This window comes from Sporomusa aerivorans, from assembly GCF_041428895.1.
In the GTDB taxonomy this organism is placed as follows: Bacteria; Bacillota; Negativicutes; order Sporomusales; family Sporomusaceae; genus Sporomusa; species Sporomusa aerivorans.
The window spans coordinates 4,344,417-4,365,007 of sequence record NZ_CP156926.1; the positions used below are offsets into that span (position 1 = coordinate 4,344,417).

Annotated in this window: 15 protein-coding genes; 2 read left to right on the forward strand and 13 right to left on the reverse strand. The window is 50.0% G+C overall.

The features are described 5' to 3' along the window. Positions 1-61 precede the first annotated feature (61 nt). Positions 62-1,444, forward strand: a complete 1,383-nt coding sequence (locus tag SATMO3_RS20995) for a sigma-54 interaction domain-containing protein (RefSeq protein WP_371371699.1) — start codon at positions 62-64, stop codon at positions 1,442-1,444. A gap of 141 nt (positions 1,445-1,585) precedes the next feature. Here SATMO3_RS20995 and hutG read toward each other — a convergent pair whose 3' ends face one another. The 13 genes from hutG to SATMO3_RS21060 form a co-directional block, all read right to left on the reverse strand. Beyond that, positions 1,586-2,599: a formimidoylglutamase gene (gene hutG, locus SATMO3_RS21000; protein ID WP_371371700.1), complete on the reverse strand. Its 1,014-nt coding sequence runs from the start codon at positions 2,597-2,599 to the stop codon at positions 1,586-1,588. 203 nt (positions 2,600-2,802) lie between these two features. Further along, entirely contained in the window at positions 2,803-3,429 is a 627-nt protein-coding gene (locus SATMO3_RS21005; protein WP_371371701.1) for a cyclodeaminase/cyclohydrolase family protein, read from the reverse strand. 14 nt (positions 3,430-3,443) lie between these two features. Further along, the gene (ftcD, locus tag SATMO3_RS21010; RefSeq protein WP_371371702.1) at positions 3,444-4,337 is read right to left on the reverse strand and encodes a glutamate formimidoyltransferase; all 894 of its coding nucleotides are present in this window, start codon (positions 4,335-4,337) and stop codon (positions 3,444-3,446) included. 27 nt (positions 4,338-4,364) lie between these two features. Then, on the reverse strand, positions 4,365-5,627 hold the full coding sequence (hutI, locus tag SATMO3_RS21015; RefSeq protein WP_371371703.1) for an imidazolonepropionase: 1,263 nt from the start codon (positions 5,625-5,627) through the stop codon (positions 4,365-4,367). Between the two features lie 172 nt (positions 5,628-5,799). Further along, the gene (locus SATMO3_RS21020; protein ID WP_371371704.1) at positions 5,800-7,836 is read right to left on the reverse strand and encodes a urocanate hydratase; all 2,037 of its coding nucleotides are present in this window, start codon (positions 7,834-7,836) and stop codon (positions 5,800-5,802) included. 252 nt (positions 7,837-8,088) lie between these two features. Further along, on the reverse strand, positions 8,089-9,081 hold the full coding sequence (locus SATMO3_RS21025) for an ATP-binding protein (protein ID WP_371371705.1): 993 nt from the start codon (positions 9,079-9,081) through the stop codon (positions 8,089-8,091). Positions 9,082-9,111: 30 nt separating this feature from the next. After that, complete coding sequence (hutH, locus tag SATMO3_RS21030) at positions 9,112-10,662, reverse strand: histidine ammonia-lyase (RefSeq protein WP_371371706.1); 1,551 nt, start codon at positions 10,660-10,662, stop codon at positions 9,112-9,114. Positions 10,663-10,907: 245 nt separating this feature from the next. After that, complete coding sequence (locus SATMO3_RS21035) at positions 10,908-11,450, reverse strand: hypothetical protein (protein WP_371371707.1); 543 nt, start codon at positions 11,448-11,450, stop codon at positions 10,908-10,910. A gap of 15 nt (positions 11,451-11,465) precedes the next feature. Then, positions 11,466-11,714, reverse strand: a complete 249-nt coding sequence (locus SATMO3_RS21040; protein WP_371371708.1) for a hypothetical protein — start codon at positions 11,712-11,714, stop codon at positions 11,466-11,468. Next, positions 11,715-13,109, reverse strand: a complete 1,395-nt coding sequence (locus SATMO3_RS21045) for a sodium:solute symporter family protein (protein ID WP_371371709.1) — start codon at positions 13,107-13,109, stop codon at positions 11,715-11,717. 102 nt (positions 13,110-13,211) lie between these two features. Then, positions 13,212-14,744 carry a histidine ammonia-lyase gene (hutH, locus tag SATMO3_RS21050; protein WP_371371710.1) on the reverse strand — a complete coding sequence of 511 codons (1,533 nt, stop codon included), beginning with the start codon at positions 14,742-14,744 and terminating at the stop codon, positions 13,212-13,214. A 276-nt stretch (positions 14,745-15,020) separates the two neighbouring features. Continuing rightward, positions 15,021-16,706, reverse strand: a complete 1,686-nt coding sequence (locus SATMO3_RS21055) for a sigma-54 interaction domain-containing protein (RefSeq protein WP_371371711.1) — start codon at positions 16,704-16,706, stop codon at positions 15,021-15,023. Then, on the reverse strand, positions 16,703-19,804 hold the full coding sequence (locus SATMO3_RS21060) for an AAA family ATPase (protein ID WP_371371712.1): 3,102 nt from the start codon (positions 19,802-19,804) through the stop codon (positions 16,703-16,705). The genes SATMO3_RS21055 and SATMO3_RS21060 overlap by 4 nt, the downstream gene beginning before the upstream one ends. A gap of 154 nt (positions 19,805-19,958) precedes the next feature. On the opposite strand from SATMO3_RS21060, the gene SATMO3_RS21065 reads away from it, so the two are divergent. Beyond that, the gene (locus SATMO3_RS21065; protein ID WP_371371713.1) at positions 19,959-20,570 is read left to right on the forward strand and encodes a HutD family protein; all 612 of its coding nucleotides are present in this window, start codon (positions 19,959-19,961) and stop codon (positions 20,568-20,570) included. Positions 20,571-20,591 lie beyond the last annotated feature (21 nt).

Genomic DNA, 20,591 nt, shown 5'->3' on the forward strand with positions numbered 1-20,591 from the left:
CTTTACACAACACTATTTATTAGATAGAATATTGTTAGCATTTGCCAGGTGGTGTTAAAGCATGGATACTCTTGAGCAATCATTGTATTTATATACGATTGCCAATCACATTCAAGATGCGGTATATGTGATTAATAAGCATGGCGACGAATTATTTTATAATAACAGAATTGAGCGGTTTGAGCCATCACAGCGCAAAGACATGCTCGAAGAACTGCGCAATGTATTTAGTACCGGCAAACCAACGTACGATAAATATAAAAAATACCGCACAATTGACCATCGTGAAGTGCATATGTTGTCAACAATAATTCCTATTAAACGAAAAGGCGAAATTATTGCCGTTTGTTCTATTAATAAAAACATTACCGAAATGACTAATTTACTTAACAAAGTCTACAAACTGCAGGAGCAGCTGCAAAATTACTGCGACCGAGGCGCTAAGCTACAAAACGGCACCAGTTATAATTTTGAATGCCTTATTGGTCAAAGTCCGCAAATTGCAGCACTGATTGATAAAGCCAAAAAGGCAGCCTTGGGCTTCGCCCCGGTGTTATTAACAGGCGAAACCGGTACAGGTAAAGAAATCTTTGCCCAAAGTATCCATAACTACAGTCCGGCCGCCGCCCATCCGTTTGTCGCCCTAAATTGCGCCGCCATTCCGGAGACACTGCTGGAGAGCATGATTTTCGGCACAACCAAAGGTGCTTTTACCGGCGCGGAAAACACGCCCGGCTTGCTGGAACAAGCCAGCGAGGGCACTTTGTTCCTGGATGAAATTAACAGCATGAGTTTGGTGTTGCAGGCTAAAATGCTGCGGATACTGGAAGAGAAAAAGTTCCGCCGCCTTGGTGGCAGCCAGGAGACACCCGTTAAATGCCGGATTATTAGTTCCACCAATGTCGACTGCCACAAATTATTGCGTGAAAACCAAATGCGGGAAGACTTTTATTACCGCGTGGCCGTTGTAAATCTAACCATTGCGCCACTGCGTGAACGCCAGGAAGATATATTACTGCTGACCAAACATTTTATCAATAAGTTCAATAAAGTTTATGGCAAGCATATAACCCGGCTCGCTGCTGACCTGGAGAATATATTGCTTAGCCATGCCTGGCCGGGCAATGTCCGTGAGCTTTGCCATGTACTGGAGAATGCCATTAGTTTCTGCGATAACGAAGCCATATTAAATTTAGCCTGTCTGCCCGAGTATTTTCACAAACAGCAGCCGGCTCCACCGCGCACCGCCCCTGTCCCCGCGAAAAACCAATCACTGCCGCAGACACTTGACGAGTTGGAACGCAAACTCATTATCAACGCGTTGACAGTCAATAACGGCAATATCACCAAAGCCGCTTTGTCGCTTGGCATCCACCGTCAAAACCTGCAGGTACGCATAAAGAAATTAAATATTACCAGAAATGTGCATTTTGCTGCCGAATAAGTAAGCCCCGGAGCTCTGCCGCAATGTAAAGGACTGATCCCTGTTACCGGGATCAGTCCTTTTTATACTGCAAATTCAATATTAAAGCAGACAGGCATTTATGCCGTTATCGCAATCCCTGCACCTGCAATGCAAAACCAACTATCTGGCCAGCCCCTTGAGCCTGCACAGCGTGCTGACTACTGAAAATATCAGCACTTTGGCCAGGCTGGCGGTAGTACTATCCTGGTCAAACCTTGGCGCTACCTCGGCAATATCAAATCCGATAACTTTCTCGGAACGCAGGATGTGCTTTAGGTATTTTAAAACATCTTCAGGATGGAGCCCCAGCGGCTGGGCGGCGCTGACGCCTGGTGCGAAGGCTGTGGAAAAAACATCGGTACACACCGTAACATAAATGTCGTTTGCCGACTTTAGGAACTCATCCAGTTTTTCAATGACGTTCCAGTCGCCTTTGACACTAACCTCTTCCGCCGGTATGGAGACTACGCCAAACCGTTCGGCAGTTTTAAAAAGTTCCAGAGTATTGCTAAACCGCTGAATGCCAAGGCACAAATACCTAAATACCAGCCCGGACTCTTGAGCCTCCTCCGCAATTTGCCGGAACATGGTCCCGGAACTGCTGCCATTGGTAAAAGGCCTAAGATCAAAATGAGCATCGAAATTAATAATGCCGATATCCGCTACTTGCCCGCTTTTCGCCATAAAGTCCCGCTGTCCCCGGTAGTGTCCCAGGGCCAGTTCATGACCGCCGCCTAACACCAGCGGAAAAAGTCCCAAACTGCGAACCTTGGCTACCGCCTCGGCCAGAGTGGCCTGGCTTTCTTCCAAATTTCCATTTGTACAGGTAATATTGCCGCCGTCAAACAACAGTACATCCGGGGAAAATGCGCAAGGCAGATTGGCAAGCTCCCGCCGAATAGCCTCCGGACCTTTGGCGGCCCCGGTCCGGCCATGATTGCGTCTGACACCTTCGTCACAACAAAAACCAATGAGGACAAAACCAAGCTTTCCCTCAGCCGGTAACACCGTGGTACTGTTTAAGTTAAGCGCCCGCATCCATTGATGCCAGCGAAAAGCATCATAGTTATCCGCACTGTCAATGCGGCCTGTCCACAGAGTCATATCTGCCGGTACATACTGATTATTTAACATCTCATCCAGCCCTTTTTAATATGGTATAAAGCAGACTTAGCGTCATTGGGTTTTAGCCCCGAATCGCCCTTATCCAGTGACTAGCCGCTCGCCTGTGCCCGCAGGGGTAAACTTCCGCTTGTAGAAGGGAGTCGCAGAGCGGGTTAGACGTCGGATAAACTAAAGAACTGATACTCAAATATTGAGATCAGTTCTTTAAAAAATTAACCGATAACCTTGCCGGCAACCGCAACCAGCTCATTATGGAGACACTCGTCTTCTTTGATAATGCGTGCCATTTTAGCCTGAATATCGGCATGTACACTTTGGTCTTTTATACTGCCCAGGTTAATTTTGACATTATACAGCGCACCATGCAAGCCCGCATGGGCCATCAGGCCGGAGACTGCGGCATCGCTGGCTGCATTGCTGTTACCAATAGCCAATATCCGCACTGCCAGCGCCAACACCCGAAGGCAGCTTGAGGCAACCCCCAGCGGCAGTTCAGTGGCATGAGTAATGGCCTGCTGTATGGCAGCACTTCGCGCGGCCTTTTCCTGATCCGTCATTTTAGGCAGCTTATAGGCGGCCATTACATTGTTAAATGCTTCGGTATCGGCATCCACACAAGCCGCCAGATCACCCGACAGAATATCGGCTTCGGCAAGAATGCCGGCAACCTCACTCTGAACTTCGGTATATTTAGTATTGTCTACCGTCAGCCGGCAAACCATGGCTGTCAAGGCACCGCCAAGCGCACCTGCCAGGGCCGCAATGCTGCCGCCGCCCGGCGCAGGCGAATTAGAGCCCAGCTCTGCCAGCAACTCGGTAACCTTCATCTGTATCAGCATAGAATCCGCTCCCTTTATTTAAGATTTTCTTCCAGGACCTGCCTGCGTTCAAAACCTTCCAGCCTGAGGTAAAAGTCAGCGGTGTCGATAAGCGCCTGCAGCGGCACCATGCCGACAATTTCACTGCCAATAACATTTACGCCGTAACGCGCGGCTTCCGATTTAACGGTCTCAAAAACCCTGTGCAGCGGGGTGCCGGTATAGTCAACCATATTAATGGTCACCTGGGCCATGTTCCGCTCCTCGATCATAACCCCCATAGCACGGCAGTATTTATAGCCGCCTTTGGCTTCGCGGATACTGGTGGCAATCTTTTTGGCTATATTGACATCACTTGTGCTTAAGTTAATATTATAGGCTATTAAAAATTGTCTTGCGCCAACAACGCTAGCCCCGGCCGACGGATGCATGCGGGCCGGACCGTAGTCAGGCTGGCGTTCCGGTGTGGCAATGGCTGTTTTCAGCCCTTCATATTCCCCTTTGCGGACATCTGGCAGCTTAACGCGCGCCGCCGTTTTGGCAGCCGCTTCATATAAATAAACAGGGATATTCAGTTTTTCACCGATTTCCCGGCCGAGTTCATTGGCAAGCGCAACGCATTCCTCCATGGAAACATCGCTTACGGGAATAAAGGGAATGACATCGGTTGCGCCAACACGGGGATGCTCGCCCTGATGCTGTTCCATATCAATCAGTTCGGCAGCTTTGGCGCAGGCATTAAAGGCAGCCAGCTTGGCGGCTTGGGGTTCGCCGACAAACGTAACTACGGTACGGTTGTGGCTGGCATCGGAGTTAACATTGAGCAGTGTGACACCCTGCACGTTTTTTACTTCATTAACAATAGCCGCGATGACCTCCGGCCGCCGCCCCTCGCTAAAATTAGGTACACATTCTACAAGTTTTGCCATATGTATTACTTCCTTTCATATATATAATTATTTACTGGCTGACTTATTTAAGACAAGCTGCCCCTGTTTGACAACCTTGTCCACGATATTCATACCGGCATGGTATACCAAAAACAAGTGGGACGGATACTCCAGTATGACGATATCGGCTTGTTTGCCTTTTTCCAGACTGCCGACTTTGTCAGTCCGGTTAACGGCGGCCGCACCGTTAATAGTCAGTGCTGTAACAATTTCGGCCGGTTTCATGCCTAGCTGGATGGCTGCCAGCGCCGCTACCAGCGGAATAGCATGGCTAAAGCAGCTGCCCGGATTATAGTCTGTCGCCAAAGCAACAGCCGCACCGTTGTCAATCATGGCCCGGGCCCGCGCATAGGATTCACGCAGGCAGAAAGCGGTCATGGGCAGCAAAGTGGCTACTGTCTGCTTTTGGCCCAGAGCTGCAATACCTGCGTCCGATGCCTGCAGCAGATGATCGGCCGAGCAAGCGCCTAGTTCGGCCGCCAGTTCAGCTCCGCCTAAGGGAACAATTTCATCGGCATGCAGCTTTGCTCTCAGGCCCATAGTTTTGGCAGCTTCTAACAGACGCCGGGACTGTTCAAGCGAAAAAACCCCCTTTTCGCAGAAAACATCACAAAACTCGGCAATACCTTGTTCAGCTACGGCCGGTAATACTTCTTTAATAATATATTCAACATATTCATCGGTCCGGCCTTTATATTCCGGCGGTACGGCATGGGCCCCCATAAAAGTCGGTACGATTTCGACCGGCTGCTCCCGGTTGAGTTCGTCCATAACGGCCAATTGCCTGAGTTCGGTTTCCTTGTCTAAACCATAGCCGCTTTTGCCTTCAACGGTGGTGACCCCCATCTCCAGCATATTGCTCAGCCGCTTGGCCGCCAGTTCCTTTAACTCGGCCAGACTGGCCTGCCGAGTTGCCTGAACGGTGCTTAAGATGCCGCCACCCCGCTCCAGGATTTCGAGATAGGGCGTACCGCCCAGCCGCCAGAAAAATTCCTCGGCCCGGTAACCGCCAAACACCATGTGTGTATGGGAGTCAACAAAACCCGGCATAACACACTGCCCGGCAGCATCAATAACTTCCCACCCGTCCTCGCTGTCAACCGGCAGATCGGCAGTGGGTCCAACCCAGACTATGATGCCGTCTTCAGCCAGCAAGGCGCCGTCGGGAATTATACCGATGTCGGCCATCGCCGCCCCGGTCTTGGGCGCCGGTCCGGCACAGGTAATTAACTCGGCCGCATGTTTAATCAGCAATTTCTTACCTGTCATATTCTCACGCCTCCCCTTGTCAAAGTAAAGTTTTACAGGCAGGATGCTGCAAAGCGTTATGCACCCGCGCCGCAGCGTTGCTCGCATCCTGCCCGCAACTAAAATCTTCCTGGGATTTCACATAACAGCCAACAGGCAATAAATATCCATTGACTGCCAGCTATACCTTATATTATTTCTTATCGGCAAATACCTTGTCAACAATGCTGTCAATCAGATTTTCCGCCGGAATATAAGGCAGGGTCGCATGCCCTTTGCCGGCATATTGCTTGTTGAATTCCACAATAGTTTCAATGGAATGCTCGTTTCTGGCCCAAGCCCGGCGGGCCACACCGCCGATAACATCCCACAGCATGGCCTGGCGCAGAATGTTATCAACCCGCTCGCTGCCGTCAAGCACCATGCCAAAGCCGCCGTTAATGGATTTACCAATCCCGACGCCGCCGCCGTTATGCAGGGCAATCAGACTCATGCCCCGGGCCGCATTGCCGGCAAAACACTGCACTGCCATATCGGCCATTACATTGCTGCCGTCTTTGATATTGGCGGTTTCTCTGAACGGTGAATCGGTGCCGCTCACATCATGATGGTCACGCCCCAGCATCACCGGGCCGATTTCCTGATTGCGCACCATCTCGTTAAACTTAAGTGCAATCTTTAAGCGGCCTTCGGCGTCCTGATACAAAATCCGCGCCTGCGTACCGACAACCAGCTTGTTTTGTTCGGCATCGCGAATCCAGATATAGTTATCCCGGTCCTGACCGCGCCGGTTGGGATCAATGCAGTCCATGGCCGCTTTGTCTGTCTTGCGCAGGTCTTCCGGCTTGCCGCTTAAGCAGACCCAGCGGAATGGGCCATAGCCGTAGTCAAACAGTTCGGGTCCCATAATATCTTCCACATAGGACGGGAAGATAAAGCCGTCGCGTTCGTCATGCCCGTTTTTGGCCACTTCCTTAACCCCGGCATCATAAACAGCTTTCAGGAAAGCGTTGCCATAATCGAAGAAATATGTGCCGCGTTCAGACAATACTTTTATCAGTTCAAAATGACGCCTAAGACTTTTATCTACTAATTCGTGGAACAGGTTACGGTCTGTTGCCAGGAGCCTGGTCCGTTCCTCAAAGCTCAGTCCCTGCGGGCAATAGCCGCCGTCATAAGCTACGTGGCAGGAGGTCTGGTCGGACAAAAGCGGAATGTGGATATTGTTTTTAACGGCATACTCCAGTAAGTCAACAACATTGCCGTGGTAAGCAATAGAGATGGTTTCTTTCTTCTCAATATACTCTTTGGCCCAGGCAAATACTTCATCCAGATTTGCGGAGACTTTGCTGACCCAGCCTTGATCGTAACGGGTTTTGATCCGGGAGTAGTCAACTTCGGCAACAATCCCTACGCCGCCGGCAATCTCGATGGCCTTAGGCTGAGCACCGCTCATCCCGCCTAAACCGGAAGAAACGAACAGGTGCCCGCGTAAATCGCCGTCGGCCGACACGCCCAGACGCTTACGTCCTGCTGTCAGCAAGGTATTGAAAGTGCCGTGAACAATGCCCTGCGGGCCGATATACATCCAGCCGCCAGCCGTCATTTGTCCATAATTGGCTACACCCATCTGCTCGGCAATTTCCCATTCGGCCTGATTATCAAACATACCAATCATCAGGGCATTGGTAATAATAACCCGCGGCGCTTCCGGCCGGGACGGGAATAAACCCAACGGATGCCCGGATTCGACCACAAGGGTCTGATGATCGGTCATAACCTCAAGATACTTTTTGATCAGCTGATACTGCAGCCAGTTTTGACAGACACTGCCTGTTTCGCCGTAAGTAACCAGTTCATAGGGATAGAGGGCTACCGCCGGGTCCAGGTTGTTGTCGATCATCACCTGAAAAGCTTTCCCTTCAATACAGTTGCTTTTATAGGCCTCAATCGGCTTACCGCAGATTTTTTCCTTGGGCATATACCGGTAGGCGTAGATTCGCCCCAGAGTGCGCAGTTCCTCCATAAATTCAGGCGCCAAAACGGCATGCAACTCTTCCGGTACATAACGTAACGCATTTTTCAGGGCCACCTTGGTCTGGGCCGGCGTCAGGCGAAACCCTCTGTTGGGTGCACGCCGGATACCTGCTTCAAATACCGGCATTTCCGGCAAAGCATTGTCCAGCTTCACCGTCATGGCATTACCGACCCCGTTGTTATCAATAACCATACTTACCCCTCCATATATATCATCTGTGTTGCCTACTTTTCAATATAACTTTAACATACCTGCGTCAATTAAACGTCAAATACCGTTCCTCTAATGTTTTGACAATAAGTAGATAACCCAATAATTGTCCATATTTATTATTTTACCAAAAATCCGCCATCCTGGCAGTAATCATCCCGGCCTGATTTTCCGGTTTTACAACACCGTTCCGGGCCGAACTTACAGACAAAATGTCTTGGCTGAACCGAATACTTACGCCTGTTCAACGGGGATTAATTCTATGGCATGCGCCGGGCAGGCATTCGCGCAGAGACCGCATCCCCAGCAGCGCTCCCGGATAAAGGCTACCTGGTTTGTTATACTTGCGACTTTTTCCCCTTGTTCTTCAGCAAAGATAAAGGCCTCAAACCCGCAGCGCCTGACACATAACCCGCACTGAACACATCTTTCGGCATGATAGACGGCTAGGTAACGTGATTTAGGCCACCGGCCCTTGGTGCCAAATTTTTGTCCCGCCCTAAAGGGATAACAGCAGCAGGTACAGCAATTGCACACCACTTGGGGACCGCTTTCCCGCCAGTTGGCCGGTCCGCCGGTATGCATCAGGCCTTCCTGATCCAGTCTGCGGATCAGTTGCTTTGCTTCCTCCTTGCTGAGTTCACGTCCGCCTGTGCGGTCGCTAAGCCGCTTTTCATCAAGCACCAGGCAAATTTCCCGGGAATGATCGCAATTATCGGCCAGCATTTTGCAATCACAGGGCAACACCCGGATGGCAGAGGCCGCATCAATCATAGCTTCCGCTTCCGCCAGCAGCAGTATCCATTCATTATGGCAGTTTTCGTACTCCGGATCATGCGCCAGGACTTGCCGGAAGTAATTATTTCTTTTCACATATTCATCAAAATCCCAGGCATCCAGCTCTTTTCGTATCCGGCGGGGCAGCACATGATAATTGCCAAACTGGCAGAATTTTTTCAGTCTGTTGTAAAAACTGCCGGCAATATAATAGTCCGTGCCGGCGTTATTCTCTTTGTCAATAATGCAGCGCTGATAAGCGCCGGCCAGCAAAGCAGCCGTCTCCGCCGCCTCTTTCCCCATTCTGGCGGCGATGGCTTCAGTATGCGAAGGCTCTTTTGACAGTATAATAACCAGCTGCATCTCCTCTGCCGTAACAAAAAAATGCAGGTAAGGGATGATAAAGCCCGGTACCGCAAATACACTGCAAAATTCCTGTAAAAGAGACATATTCCCTTCTCCTTTGGATATTAAATACTTTTACGATAAGCTGCCGGCCTTGGCTTCCACCAGTTCAACCAGTTTTTGCAGATGAATCAGATCCCTGATGGTATTGATATGAGGGTACAGCAGGATATCTTCACTCATAACCGGCACCGTCAGGGCAATTTCCGCCAGCACAGCCTGCACGGCAGTTGACGGCGCCTTATCGAGCTCCAGAAATTGATGCGCCTGATATACAGACAAAAGTTCAATTGCCAGGATAAACTCCAGTTTTTCAACAATCTGTCTGGCTTTTTTAGCGGCATTATAACCCATGGCTACATAATCCTCCTGGTTGCCGCAGGTGGGGATACCGTCTATTGTCGCCGGATGCGACAATATCTTCATGTCATTTAGCAATCCGGCCTGGGTATATTGCGGTATCATCAGCCCTGAATTGAGCCCGGGCTTCTTAATCAGAAAGCTGGGATAGCCGGAAATATTACCGTCTATCAGCCGGCTATTCCTCCGTTCCGACATTTTGGCGAGCATGGTGGCGGCAATGCAGGCCGAGTCCATCTCAAGCCCCACATAAGAAGAGTCGGCGTTGCAGCCGGAAATTGCTTCGCCATCCTCCCCCTCCGGCCAGATAATCGGGTTATCGCAGCAGGAATTCATCTCCACCTCAATGGTTGCCAGCGCATCACGCAGGGTTTTCTTGGCAGCGCCGTGCAGCTGCGGTATACAGCGGATTGACATTGCATCCTGCAGACGGTAATCGCGGAAATGCGCCGCAATCTCAGAGTCACTTAATATCGTTCTTACATTAGCCGCCGTACTGCACTGATCTCTATGGGGGCGTACGCTCATCAGCCGTTCATCGAAGGCCCGGGTAGTTCCTTTCAATACCTCCAGCGTCATGGTCCCGATAATATCGGCACACCGAGCCGCATTAAGCATATCGTACAGAGCCAGGGCCCCCAGGGCCGTAACACTGGTTGTCCCGGAAACCAGAACCAATCCTTCCTTGGCAGACAACTCGGTCGGTTTAAGTCCCACCCGCCGCAGCGCTTCGCCGGCCGGCAACAGTTCCCCTTTCACATAAGCTTGCCCTTCCCCGATCAGGACTAAAGCCATATGGGCTTCCGGGCTAAGATAGCCAACCGATCCTTCCCGGGGGGCAAAGGGTGTAAGACCCCGGTTAAGAAACTGCCTGTACAGTTCGACGGTTTCCAGCCGTGCGCCACAGAAACCCTGACCAACATTCTGCAATACCATAAATATGGTTGCCCGCACTTCTTCAATGGCTAATGGTTCGCCAACCGAAACAGCATGGGACAGCACAATATTTTTTTGCAGCTGAGCCGTTTCCTCAGGTGAAATCACCTGGGTGCACATGGCGCCGAAACCGGTAGTGATACCGTACATTACCCGGCCCTCCCCGATCCATTTTTCCACCAGACTGCGGGATTTTTTGACCCGTTGGCAATACTCTTCAGAAAACTCCACTTTGGCGCCATAACGGGCGACAGCCACCAAATCCGCAATGTTCATTTTACCGTCGAGTACGATGACTGACGTTTTATCATTATCTCTCTCTGCCAGCATAACTATTGCCTCCTAGTGAGGAGGACAGTGATTCACCGTCCCCCCCAATGCAAATCCTGATTTCCAACTAACCAAAGACTAATATAAATTACCCTTGTTCGGTCTTTTTCCCCAACCCGACACTTGCGTCTATCTGCAAACCATACCAAAATAAAGACCGATAGTACCTCTGGCGCTACTATCAGTCTGAAAATTAAGGGGCACCTGTACCGGTAAGTTAATCAGCTTCTCCCAAAAATCTATGCTCAAATCGTCTTGTTTATCTTGCAGCCATCGGCGGCAATGGGCGAATAATAGACTTTTTTCCCATCGGCAACTTCGCCGAAAAAGGCAACCCAGTATGGTCTGAACACACTTTCGACCAGTACTGTCCTGATCTCGGGAATACCGCCGACATGCCGGTGAACCACCTTCAGGGCTACCGAACGGCCCCGGTTAACCAGCGTTTTTTCGTCTTTATCGCTATATTGAATCTGGTCTTCGTGCACATCTGCCAGGGTTACAACATCCGGCATGGTATCCACCCAGGCCACAGAACTGTTGCTGCCGTCTGCCAGCATGGTAATTTTCTGCTTGCTGTTGCCTGTTTTCCTGGCAAATAGTTTGTCAAGGATATTAGGTTTATGGGTGATCTCATAAGTAATCAGCTTGCATTCAATAAAATGCAGTCTGATTTCCGACAACGATTTGCCCCGGCAGAAAATCTTCCGCAAGAAACGGCCCCGTTCTTCAGCCATTTTGCCGGCTTCCTCTTTCTCAATACGAATGGGAAATGCCCGGATATCCATAACTATCTCTCCAACTCAAGCCGATTTTTGCTCGCCGTCACGGTTTTCCCGTCCGCTGTTTTTAGTAAACTTAAACACAATGGATAAATAATTAAGAAAAATGAGGGTTACGGTGATCATGATGCCATAGGGTATGACTTTACCGACAATAAAATCATTTTGTGCAGTGATAGCATAGTAGATTACGGCAACAACAATAAAATATAAGACTACCAGGAAGCCGTCAATACCAAGCCAGCTTATTTCCAGGTCTTTTTTGGACATTTATACTACCTCCTTTTCAACAACGGTGGTACCGACTTTATTACCGATAATCCAGGCCAGAAGCGAGATCGGCAAAGCAGCCACCAGCGGTTCCAGTTCAAAAGCTTCCACAGGAAAAACCTTAAAGTAGGAAAAGACGATAATGCCGGCCAGCAAACCCATATACCCGCCCAGTACCGTCTTTCTTCCCGGCCAGACCAGAGCGCCGACAATGGGTACAAAACCGGCGGCCATCCACAGGCTGCCGACGAAAATAAAGGCATCCTGCGCGGTAGTGAACTGAAAAGCCACCAACAGCGACAAACTGGCTACAACGATAATCCCTATCCTGGTGGCAGTCACCAGTTGTTTTTGCGTAAGATCCCCTTTGAAACGGGCATAAATGTCATTGGCCAGCGTAGCGCCGCCGGATAGATAGTAACCATCCAGGGCCGATACAATCCCGCCAACCAGACCGATGATAAATAATGCTCTCACGCCTTCCGGCAGGCTTTCCAAAACCAGCTTGATATACCCTTCACCCGGTACCATGTCGGGATATTTGGCTTTAACGACCAAACCGGCCAGTGTTAAGACAATATCAAAGCAAATCCAGATAACAAAACAGGACAGCAAGGCTCGCCGGCCTGCTTTCGGGGAATCGGCGGCCGAAAACCGCTGGTAAAAGGTCGGATCGGCATAAACGCCAAAAGCCAGCACACACAGCATAACCGCCTTCATTGGCGTAAGACCGCCAACCGGATCCAATAATTCGGGTGTACCGGCCAAAGCCTGCTGGAGGCCTGCCCAGCCGCCAATATCAGTCCATTGTCCGGGCATGACCATAGTCAGCCCAAAGCACATGCACCAGAACAGCACCATATCGGTTACGGCGACGCCCATTAAACCGCCAAGCACGGCCAATACCACCACAACACCGACACACATGACGCCGGCCGTCACATTGCTAATGCCCCAGGCAGCTTTGCCGATAAAGCCCATGGCCGTTACGTTGCCCAGCTGCGTGCAATAGATAAACATCAGAATAGCGCCAAGTATGGCCACTCCTTTTCCATAAACACTTTCCAACAAATCCGGCACCGTTATGTCTGTCCGGACATGAATTTTCGGCCCCACCCACAACGCCAGCGGTATCCGGCCGGCATGCGCGGTAACGCACCAGATGAGCCAGATGGACAGACCATACAAAGCGGCATATTCCACCGTTCCCACCGTCCCCACCCCGCCATACCAGGTGGCGACGAGAGCGCCGACAATCAGCGACCAGGGCAGACTGCGGTTGCCCAGGTAAAAACTCTCCATGTCTTTGACGGCTTTGGAAAAATGATAACCGACAAAGACAATAAACAACGTAAATAAAATAATAACGGCATTATCGAAGTTTGATAACAACATGAACTAAACACCTGCCTTCAAAAATCTTTGTAATTTGTGTACAAACCAATCTTGCCAACATTCGCCGGTAACACTCTCACCTCCAGGCCAGAATTTTTTATATTAATAGTCCAGCGCGCCGATACTGGTTTCGATGCGCTTAACCAATTCCCCTGACAGCAGCAATTGGCTGACTGCGGCGATATCATTATGGAGAATGCGGTCTTCGGCCATAAACGCCGCTGTTTCCCGGATGGCTGCATAGGCCTCCTTCGTACCGGCGCCAAGGGTTCCCGGCGGCATTAGATCAAGGGCCTGCGCTGCCGCTAAGAGTTCGATGGCTGTGACATGCCGCAGATTCGCTACCATCGTCCAGACTTTCCGGGCGGCTATACAGCCAAAACTCACATAATCCTCTTGGCCGGCGGCGGTTGGAATGGAATCGACCGATACCGGCTGCGCCAGCAGTTTGTTTTCCGCCACCAGCGCGGCGGCGGTGTACTGGGTTATCATAAAGCCGCTGTTAAGCCCGCCGTTGTTGATGAGAAATGGTGGCAGACCGCTCAAACTGCCATCAACTAACCGGTAAAGCCGCCGCTCTGCAATATTGGCCAATTCCCCGACCGGAATGGCCAGGACATCCAGCGCCAGACCAACCGGCGCCCCGTCACAGTTGCCGCCATGCACAACAACCGTTTCCCCGCCTTCTTCAAATACCAGCGGATTGTCGCTGACTGACGCCAGCTCAATCTGAAGATTTTGTTCCACATAGTGGACGGCATCCTTACAGGCGCCATGCACCTGCGGCATCATTCTGATACTTAAGGCATCCTGCAGCCGACGCGGAGTATTGCCGGCATTTTGGCTGCCGGCCAGCAGCCTGTTGAGATTGCCTGCGGTTTTGTGCATGCCCGGATAAGGCCGCACCGCACACAGCCTGCTGTCAAAATGACTGATATTGCCCGCTAAAGCTTCAAAGGTCATCGCACCGGCAATATCACAGCACTTAGCCATATTGATGGCATCGTACAGCGCCAGGCTGCCCAGCGCCGTCATAAAGGATGAATTGTTCATAAGCGAGAGTCCCTCTTTGGCCTCCAGCCGCAACAATGGTATCCCCGCCCGGCGCATGGCTTCGCCGCCGTCCAGCAGTTCTCCCTGGTAATACGCCCGTCCCTTGCCGTATAATACCAGGGCCATATGCGCTCCCGGCTGCAGATAGCCCACAGACCCCTGCTGCGGTATAAACGGGGTGACTCCTTGATTGAGCATGGCAATAACGGTATGCAATGTAGCCAGCCGGATACAGGCGTGACCCCGGGAAAGATTGTTGACCAAAACCAAGAGAAACGCCCGTACGATCTCCTCTGCAAAAGGGCTGCCCACATTACAGGCATGGCTCATAATAAATTTTTCCTGCATAAGTATGGAATCGGCCGGAGAAATTTTTTTCTGCCAGAATGGTCCGACACCGGTGGTAATGCCATAGACTACCCGATCCTCCTGCAGAAAAGAGTCTACTTTTTCCCTGAATCGGCTGACTGTTTTTTCCCGCTCCGCCGACAGTTCCACCTGCACCTTGTCCCGTGCTACCCTGACAATATCCGCTATTTGCAGGGAATCACCGATAATTATCTTACTAGTGTTTTTTTTCATATTGCTCTCCTGTTACACCCTGTTCGGTCAGTGATTACTTACACGCTCTTATAAAGCAAGTATCATGCCAAAAGCGGCAATGCGAAATGTTTTTTTATTCCAAACATTTCGCATTTTTGTCTGCTATATACAGATATTTAACTGGAAAAATTTAAATTTTCCATGAAAAAATACGTTTTTGGGAAATACTAATTGCCCAAAAATACAAAAGACTGCAAAATGATTTTTCATGCAAAATCATTTTGCAGTCTCTGTTTATATACAACAGCAGCCTTATTATTGTATTGGTTTCACCTTGTATTTCCGTAGCCTGTATTGCAGGCTCTGCCGCCTAATCCCTAAAAGCTGGGCTGTCTTGCTGACATTATGGTTTAAATCCTGAAATACCTGTGTAAGAACTTGCTGCTCATATTCGGCCATCAAGATCGCCAGCGTTTTGTGGTGCAAAATAGGTTGGCATATGGCTGGTGTATCTGTCTCGGTCTCGGGCTTATCCGGCTGCCTGACTTGAAAATATTTCGGTAAATGCACCGGCTCAATACAAGGACCGTTCACAATATTGAAGGCATATTCCAGTACATGCAAAAGTTCACGTACATTTCCCGGCCAGTTGTAGGCCTTGAATATAGCAATAACCTCGGTTGCTACCGCTGTAACCTTTTTCGAATAACGGGCGGACAGCTTATCCCGAAAGTAGGCGGTCAGCAATTCAATATCATTCAGCCGCTGCCGCAAAGGCGGGATTGTCACAGTTACGGTATTGATCCGGTAATACAGATCCCGGCGCAGTCGGTTATTTTCAATACATGCCAGCGGCTCTTCATTAGTGGATGACAGAATCCGGACATCACAGTCGATATCCTTCAACCCCCCCACCCGCCGGAATTTTTTCTCCTGGAGCACCCTTAACAATTTTGACTGAACATGCAGATCCATGGAGTTGATCTCATCCAGAAACAGGGTACCGCCTTCCGCCTGTTCAAATAACCCCATACGGTCGGAACTGCCGGTGAAGGTCCCCTTCTCGGTACCAAATAGAATTCCCTCAATCAGGCTTTCTGGAATGGCCGCACAGTTAATGGCGACAAATTCCTTGTATTTTCGCTTGCTGGCCGAATGAATACTCTGGGCAAACAACTCCTTGCCCGTCCCGGTCTCGCCATGAATTAAGACGGCACAGTCCTGCAAAGCGATATTGCGCGCCAGATTGACAGCCTCCGCAAAACTGTCGTTGTTACCAATGAGGTCAGCGAAGGTATAATATTTCAGTGTGTAGTAATCCTTCCGTTTCCCATGCTGACGCTCCGGTTTTCGCTCCGACATGTACTTTTCAAAAACATTGGCTCTCGTCCAGTAGGTTTCCAGCGTGGAATTATCCTGTACCAGGCCAATAGCGCCGATCAACTGGCCGTCCATGAACAGTGGGTAGCCCGAGTTCATTGTAGTAATCAATTCACCATGCTTATTTTTAAAGTTATCACAACGGTTAATGACCGGCGCTTGACTCTTAAGGGCATTTAAGATGGTGCTGAACTCAGCATCCAATTCGTAGATATCCAGCAAATGCTTGTTAATAATCTTGCTTCTGTCCATCTTTTCAATGCGTTCATTGCCTTTATTGCAAAACAGCAGGTACCCGTTCCTGTCAAAAACTTGAATGCCTTCGGCAATACAATCCATGGCCTTTTCATAAATGGGACTGTTGTCGGTGCAGGCAGTGAGCGATATTACCGAGCCTTTGCCCAGCCGGTTTTTGCTTTTGACATACTTCAGCAGTGCGCCCCGCCACTTGACGTATCCCCCGGTCAGCTCCAGGTCAATATCAAGAAAGTCGGTGATGCGTTTGCCAATATACTCACTCCACATGCCGGCAATGCCGTCGTTGCCGTCCGTGCCGCTGCATTCACAATATTGCACAACATCATAATCATCCAAAAAACAGATCATACTGTTAAAAATCACCGCAATTCCTCCTGGTACAGTTTGTCCAGCAGCATTTGTTCAGCCGCACTCCCGCTTTTGCCGAAAAACTCCTTCCCTTGCCGGTAATATTCATCCACCGGTAACGCCAAATAACCGGCAAATGCTTCTCTGACCTGCGCATCTTGCTGCATGCGGATACCAATCTCCAGCTTGGTTCTGACAACCAGGCCGGCCTGACGGCGGTCATGATACTGCTGTAAAAAAGCGTCGGCCCTTTCCAGGTAACTGCGTCCTTTGTCCGGTCTGCCGTTTCTGACGGCCAGCAAAGCCAGAATACAGTGTAAAGTACAGTAGCTGCGCAAGCACCAATAACCTTGATACTCGCCAAACTGGTCTTCAATAAGCAGGGCTTCTTCCAGATAGAGCGAGGCCTTGCCGTATTCGCCCAAGTCATAGGCCGTATATCCGGCATTAACCAGAAAGATGGCAACGCCGGCGCTGGTATTATTACGCCCGGCAACCCGCAAAGCCTGTTCATAGTAGTAAAGGGCTTCAGGCCAGTTAGCCTCCATGCGCCTTAAATCGCCAATATAGTTATAACCGGCGGCAATATGCAGGCTAAATTCCTCCGGCTTTTCGCCAAGCCGCTTATACCCGGCAATGGATTGGCGATAGTACTGTTCTGCCAGGCTTGTTTCCTGCCGCATGGCAAAAGCAATGCCCATGAACCGCTGCATGACGGCCTGTTTCCCGGCCAGGCTTGCTTCCTGAGCCGTCCGCAGCAGCTTATTGGCAAAATGTTCAATCAGTGCCGGCCGGCCGATTTGAATGGCACAGTACACTACCTGCTGATAACCTTTAATTAAGTAATCGGTAAATCCTTTTTTAGCGGCAAGACGCAGCAAATTGTGGATTGTCTTTAAACCGTTCAGGTGCTCGCCCCGCCAGATATGATAACGACCCAGCATTTCCAAAGCGGCTGCCCGGAACCGACTTAAACTCGCCTGCGACACTTGTTCCTCTTCCAGGTCGGCCAACAGTTCTTTGATTTTATCTAAATAGGCCATAATTTGCAGCCTGTTTTCAAAAACAAAGCCATTGCCGCCATAGGTGGTTCCGCTAAATTCCGGAAATAGTTCATACTGCGGACAGCAGTATCTTTCCGCAAGCTTGATCGTGTATTCCAATACCTTGAGCTTTTCGCCAATCTGCGCGTAATGGTACAGGATATCCGAATATACGTCCCGGCCGGAAGAATCTTTGTCCAGCAGTTCTTCCAGATAACTGCCGGCCCGGTTGTGGATCATTCGCTTCCTTGACGATGAGAGTTGGTCATACACATAACTCCTGATCCGGATATGACCGTATTTGTATACCGGCGCCCGCAAGCCTGCGTCGGCGCTAATTTCCTGGATTAAACGCTTGTGCTGCAACTCCTCGATGGCTTCCACAATTTCGAATTCATTCATCCCGCATACCGCCAGCAGTTCATTATAAGCAACATTGCTAAAAAAAGCGGAAATGACGTCAAGCACTTTTCTGGCATTGTCGGAAAGCGCGTTAATTTGCTCCTGCAAGACACTCCGCAGGCGCGGTGACAGACAGTCGACAGGTTGTCCCATATTGATCAATTTACAGCTCTCTACCAGGAACAAAGCGTTACCATCCGTATATTCATACAGTTTTTGCTGCAGTTCAGCCGTTATTTTCTCGGCAGGCAGCATTAGCTCGGAAAAACGCAGAACTTCTTCCTGACTGAATTTTTCAATAGTAAGGAATTCAACCAAACTACTCAGATTATAACTGCCGGTAAACACTTCCACCTGATCCTGATATTCGCGCCGGCAGGTAGCCACACACCAAAAGCGCTGCTGGCCTGATCGCAGCAGTTGACAGAGCACCGACCGGCTCTGCTGGTCCAGCCACTGGATATCATCCACTATTATTAATACTTTTCGCTGTGCGGCAGCTTTGGCCAATATGCCGCACATAACATCCTCAATCATGCCGGAGTGAATAGTGTAGCCGGTCACAGGCTGGCTTTGGCCGGCCATCACGGCATTACTGCTCAAGACGGCAGGAAAAATATGGGCAATAACCTGATACCAGATTGCAGGTAAGCCTATACCTTGCCGGGCCAATAGGTCCATTACCTGACAGAAAACCGGGTTCCAGGCTTTATAGGGGTAATCCTGTTCGGCCTGATAGCACTGGGTCCTTAATACCGTTATGCTGTCGGCTGCCAGCATTTCCTGCAGACGCTGCACAATCATCGTTTTGCCGACGCCCTGCTCGCCGCTTAGGATCGCTCCCACACCAGGGGCACGTTCCGCACAGAAATCGGCTAGCCTGTCCTGCAGCCAGGTTAATTCCCGCTCGCGGCCAAAAAAAGTATCGGCAGACGGTTCGGCAGTCGTCACCAGCTGGCTGGACAGCTTTGCCCGGATACGTTCACAGACCTCCCGCGTCTTGCCTTGCGGGCTTATTCCCAGCTCTCTGCCAAGTTTCTCTTTGAGATCTTCATAAAGTTCAATTGCCTTGTTGCCTGCGCCTGCCCGTTCATAAAGCTTCATTAGCGTCCGGCAGGCGCTCTCATTATACTCATCCAGCAGGAGCAGTTCCTTTAGATACCGCTCAGCTGTGCTATAGTCCTTGTTGTTTAACTGGCCTACAATTACCTTGGTAAGCCGCGCGATCATAGCTTCTTTAAAGCTGTCCCGCTGCCGGTCCGCCCAGTATTCAAATGCTTCTGCGTCTTTACACACAAAACCGGCCAGAAATTCTCCCCGGTATAGCAGCAACGACTCTGCCTGCGTGCCGGCCTGAAATTCCTCAATATCGGTGGTTATTGTAACGGCATCGGTATTCAGCAGCACTTTCTCCCGCGACGGTGTCATTACCAGTTCTTCCGTCGTCAGCTTTCTCAGCAAATAAAGGGTATTGCGCAGATTTTTTCTGGCCGCCGCCTCTTCCTTATCCTGCCAGAGCAAGGCCGCCAGTTCTTCTTTGGAACAGTGCCTTTTCACTAATAGGTAATATAATAATGCTTCCGCTTTGGCAAAAGGGAAAAACAACCGCTTGCCATTCCAGTAAATTTCAGGATTTCCCAGCAAAATCGCATATAACTCGTTCATCATTTTCATCCTTTTATCATTTGAGCATCTGCTTTTCCATAGGCTTTTTTCGACAAACAGCGTGGCAATTCCTGTAATTTCAACTATTTATTCATAGCTAAATCATGGCAGTCTGAGTATAATTAATGTATATTGTATTTTATATGAGGAGAAAACCATGTCGTATACTGTAGAAATAATACGCTGTCATGAACAGAATACCAGCGCCTGGTCGGGCGGAACAACCACGCAGATCGCCATTTACCCGCCGCAGGCTGTTTACGGGGAAAGAAATTTTAAGTGGCGTCTTAGTTCAGCGACGGTTGATCAGGAAGAATCCCTGTTTACTCCCCTGCCGGGAATAGAGCGGGTAATTATGGTACTAGCCGGCGAAATGAAGCTGGAACATGCCGGGCATCATACAGTACACCTGAAGCCTTTTGAACAGGACAGGTTCCTTGGTGACTGGACAAGCAGAAGTTTCGGCAAAGTTCGCGATTTTAATTTAATGCTGTCCGCCGGTTATTCCGGACAGCTAAAGTCCCTGGCCGTCCCAGCCCTGGACAGCCGGGCAATCGAGATTAATCCTGCGGCCACGACTACGGCTTTTTATTGTATTGATAGCTCAATCACCTTTACAATCGGCATGCAGGATTGTTTTGAATTACTGGCCGGTGACCTGCTGCTGCTCACTGCCAAAACCGGCTGTAAAAAAAATGCGATAACGCTGGCCAACTCCGTCAACAAACCTGCTCAGCTTGTAATTGCCGACATAACATATGCCATATAAGCTGTGAGCTAAGCCGGTACA

What these genes read in the sequence shown, in the direction of transcription:
- hutH (WP_371371710.1), bottom strand. Translation starts at nt 14,744, where the DNA reads ATGAAAAAAAACACTAGTAAGATAATTATCGGTGATTCCCTGCAAATA.
- hutG (WP_371371700.1), bottom strand. Translation starts at nt 2,599, where the DNA reads ATGTTAAATAATCAGTATGTACCGGCAGATATGACTCTGTGGACAGGC.
- hutH (WP_371371706.1), bottom strand. Translation starts at nt 10,662, where the DNA reads ATGCTGGCAGAGAGAGATAATGATAAAACGTCAGTCATCGTACTCGAC.
- SATMO3_RS21025 (WP_371371705.1), bottom strand. Translation starts at nt 9,081, where the DNA reads ATGTCTCTTTTACAGGAATTTTGCAGTGTATTTGCGGTACCGGGCTTT.
- hutI (WP_371371703.1), bottom strand. Translation starts at nt 5,627, where the DNA reads ATGACAGGTAAGAAATTGCTGATTAAACATGCGGCCGAGTTAATTACC.
- SATMO3_RS21065 (WP_371371713.1), top strand. Translation starts at nt 19,959, where the DNA reads ATGTCGTATACTGTAGAAATAATACGCTGTCATGAACAGAATACCAGC.
- SATMO3_RS21035 (WP_371371707.1), bottom strand. Translation starts at nt 11,450, where the DNA reads ATGGATATCCGGGCATTTCCCATTCGTATTGAGAAAGAGGAAGCCGGC.
- SATMO3_RS21020 (WP_371371704.1), bottom strand. Translation starts at nt 7,836, where the DNA reads ATGGTTATTGATAACAACGGGGTCGGTAATGCCATGACGGTGAAGCTG.
- SATMO3_RS20995 (WP_371371699.1), top strand. Translation starts at nt 62, where the DNA reads ATGGATACTCTTGAGCAATCATTGTATTTATATACGATTGCCAATCAC.
- ftcD (WP_371371702.1), bottom strand. Translation starts at nt 4,337, where the DNA reads ATGGCAAAACTTGTAGAATGTGTACCTAATTTTAGCGAGGGGCGGCGG.
- SATMO3_RS21060 (WP_371371712.1), bottom strand. Translation starts at nt 19,804, where the DNA reads ATGATGAACGAGTTATATGCGATTTTGCTGGGAAATCCTGAAATTTAC.
- SATMO3_RS21040 (WP_371371708.1), bottom strand. Translation starts at nt 11,714, where the DNA reads ATGTCCAAAAAAGACCTGGAAATAAGCTGGCTTGGTATTGACGGCTTC.
- SATMO3_RS21045 (WP_371371709.1), bottom strand. Translation starts at nt 13,109, where the DNA reads ATGTTGTTATCAAACTTCGATAATGCCGTTATTATTTTATTTACGTTG.
- SATMO3_RS21005 (WP_371371701.1), bottom strand. Translation starts at nt 3,429, where the DNA reads ATGCTGATACAGATGAAGGTTACCGAGTTGCTGGCAGAGCTGGGCTCT.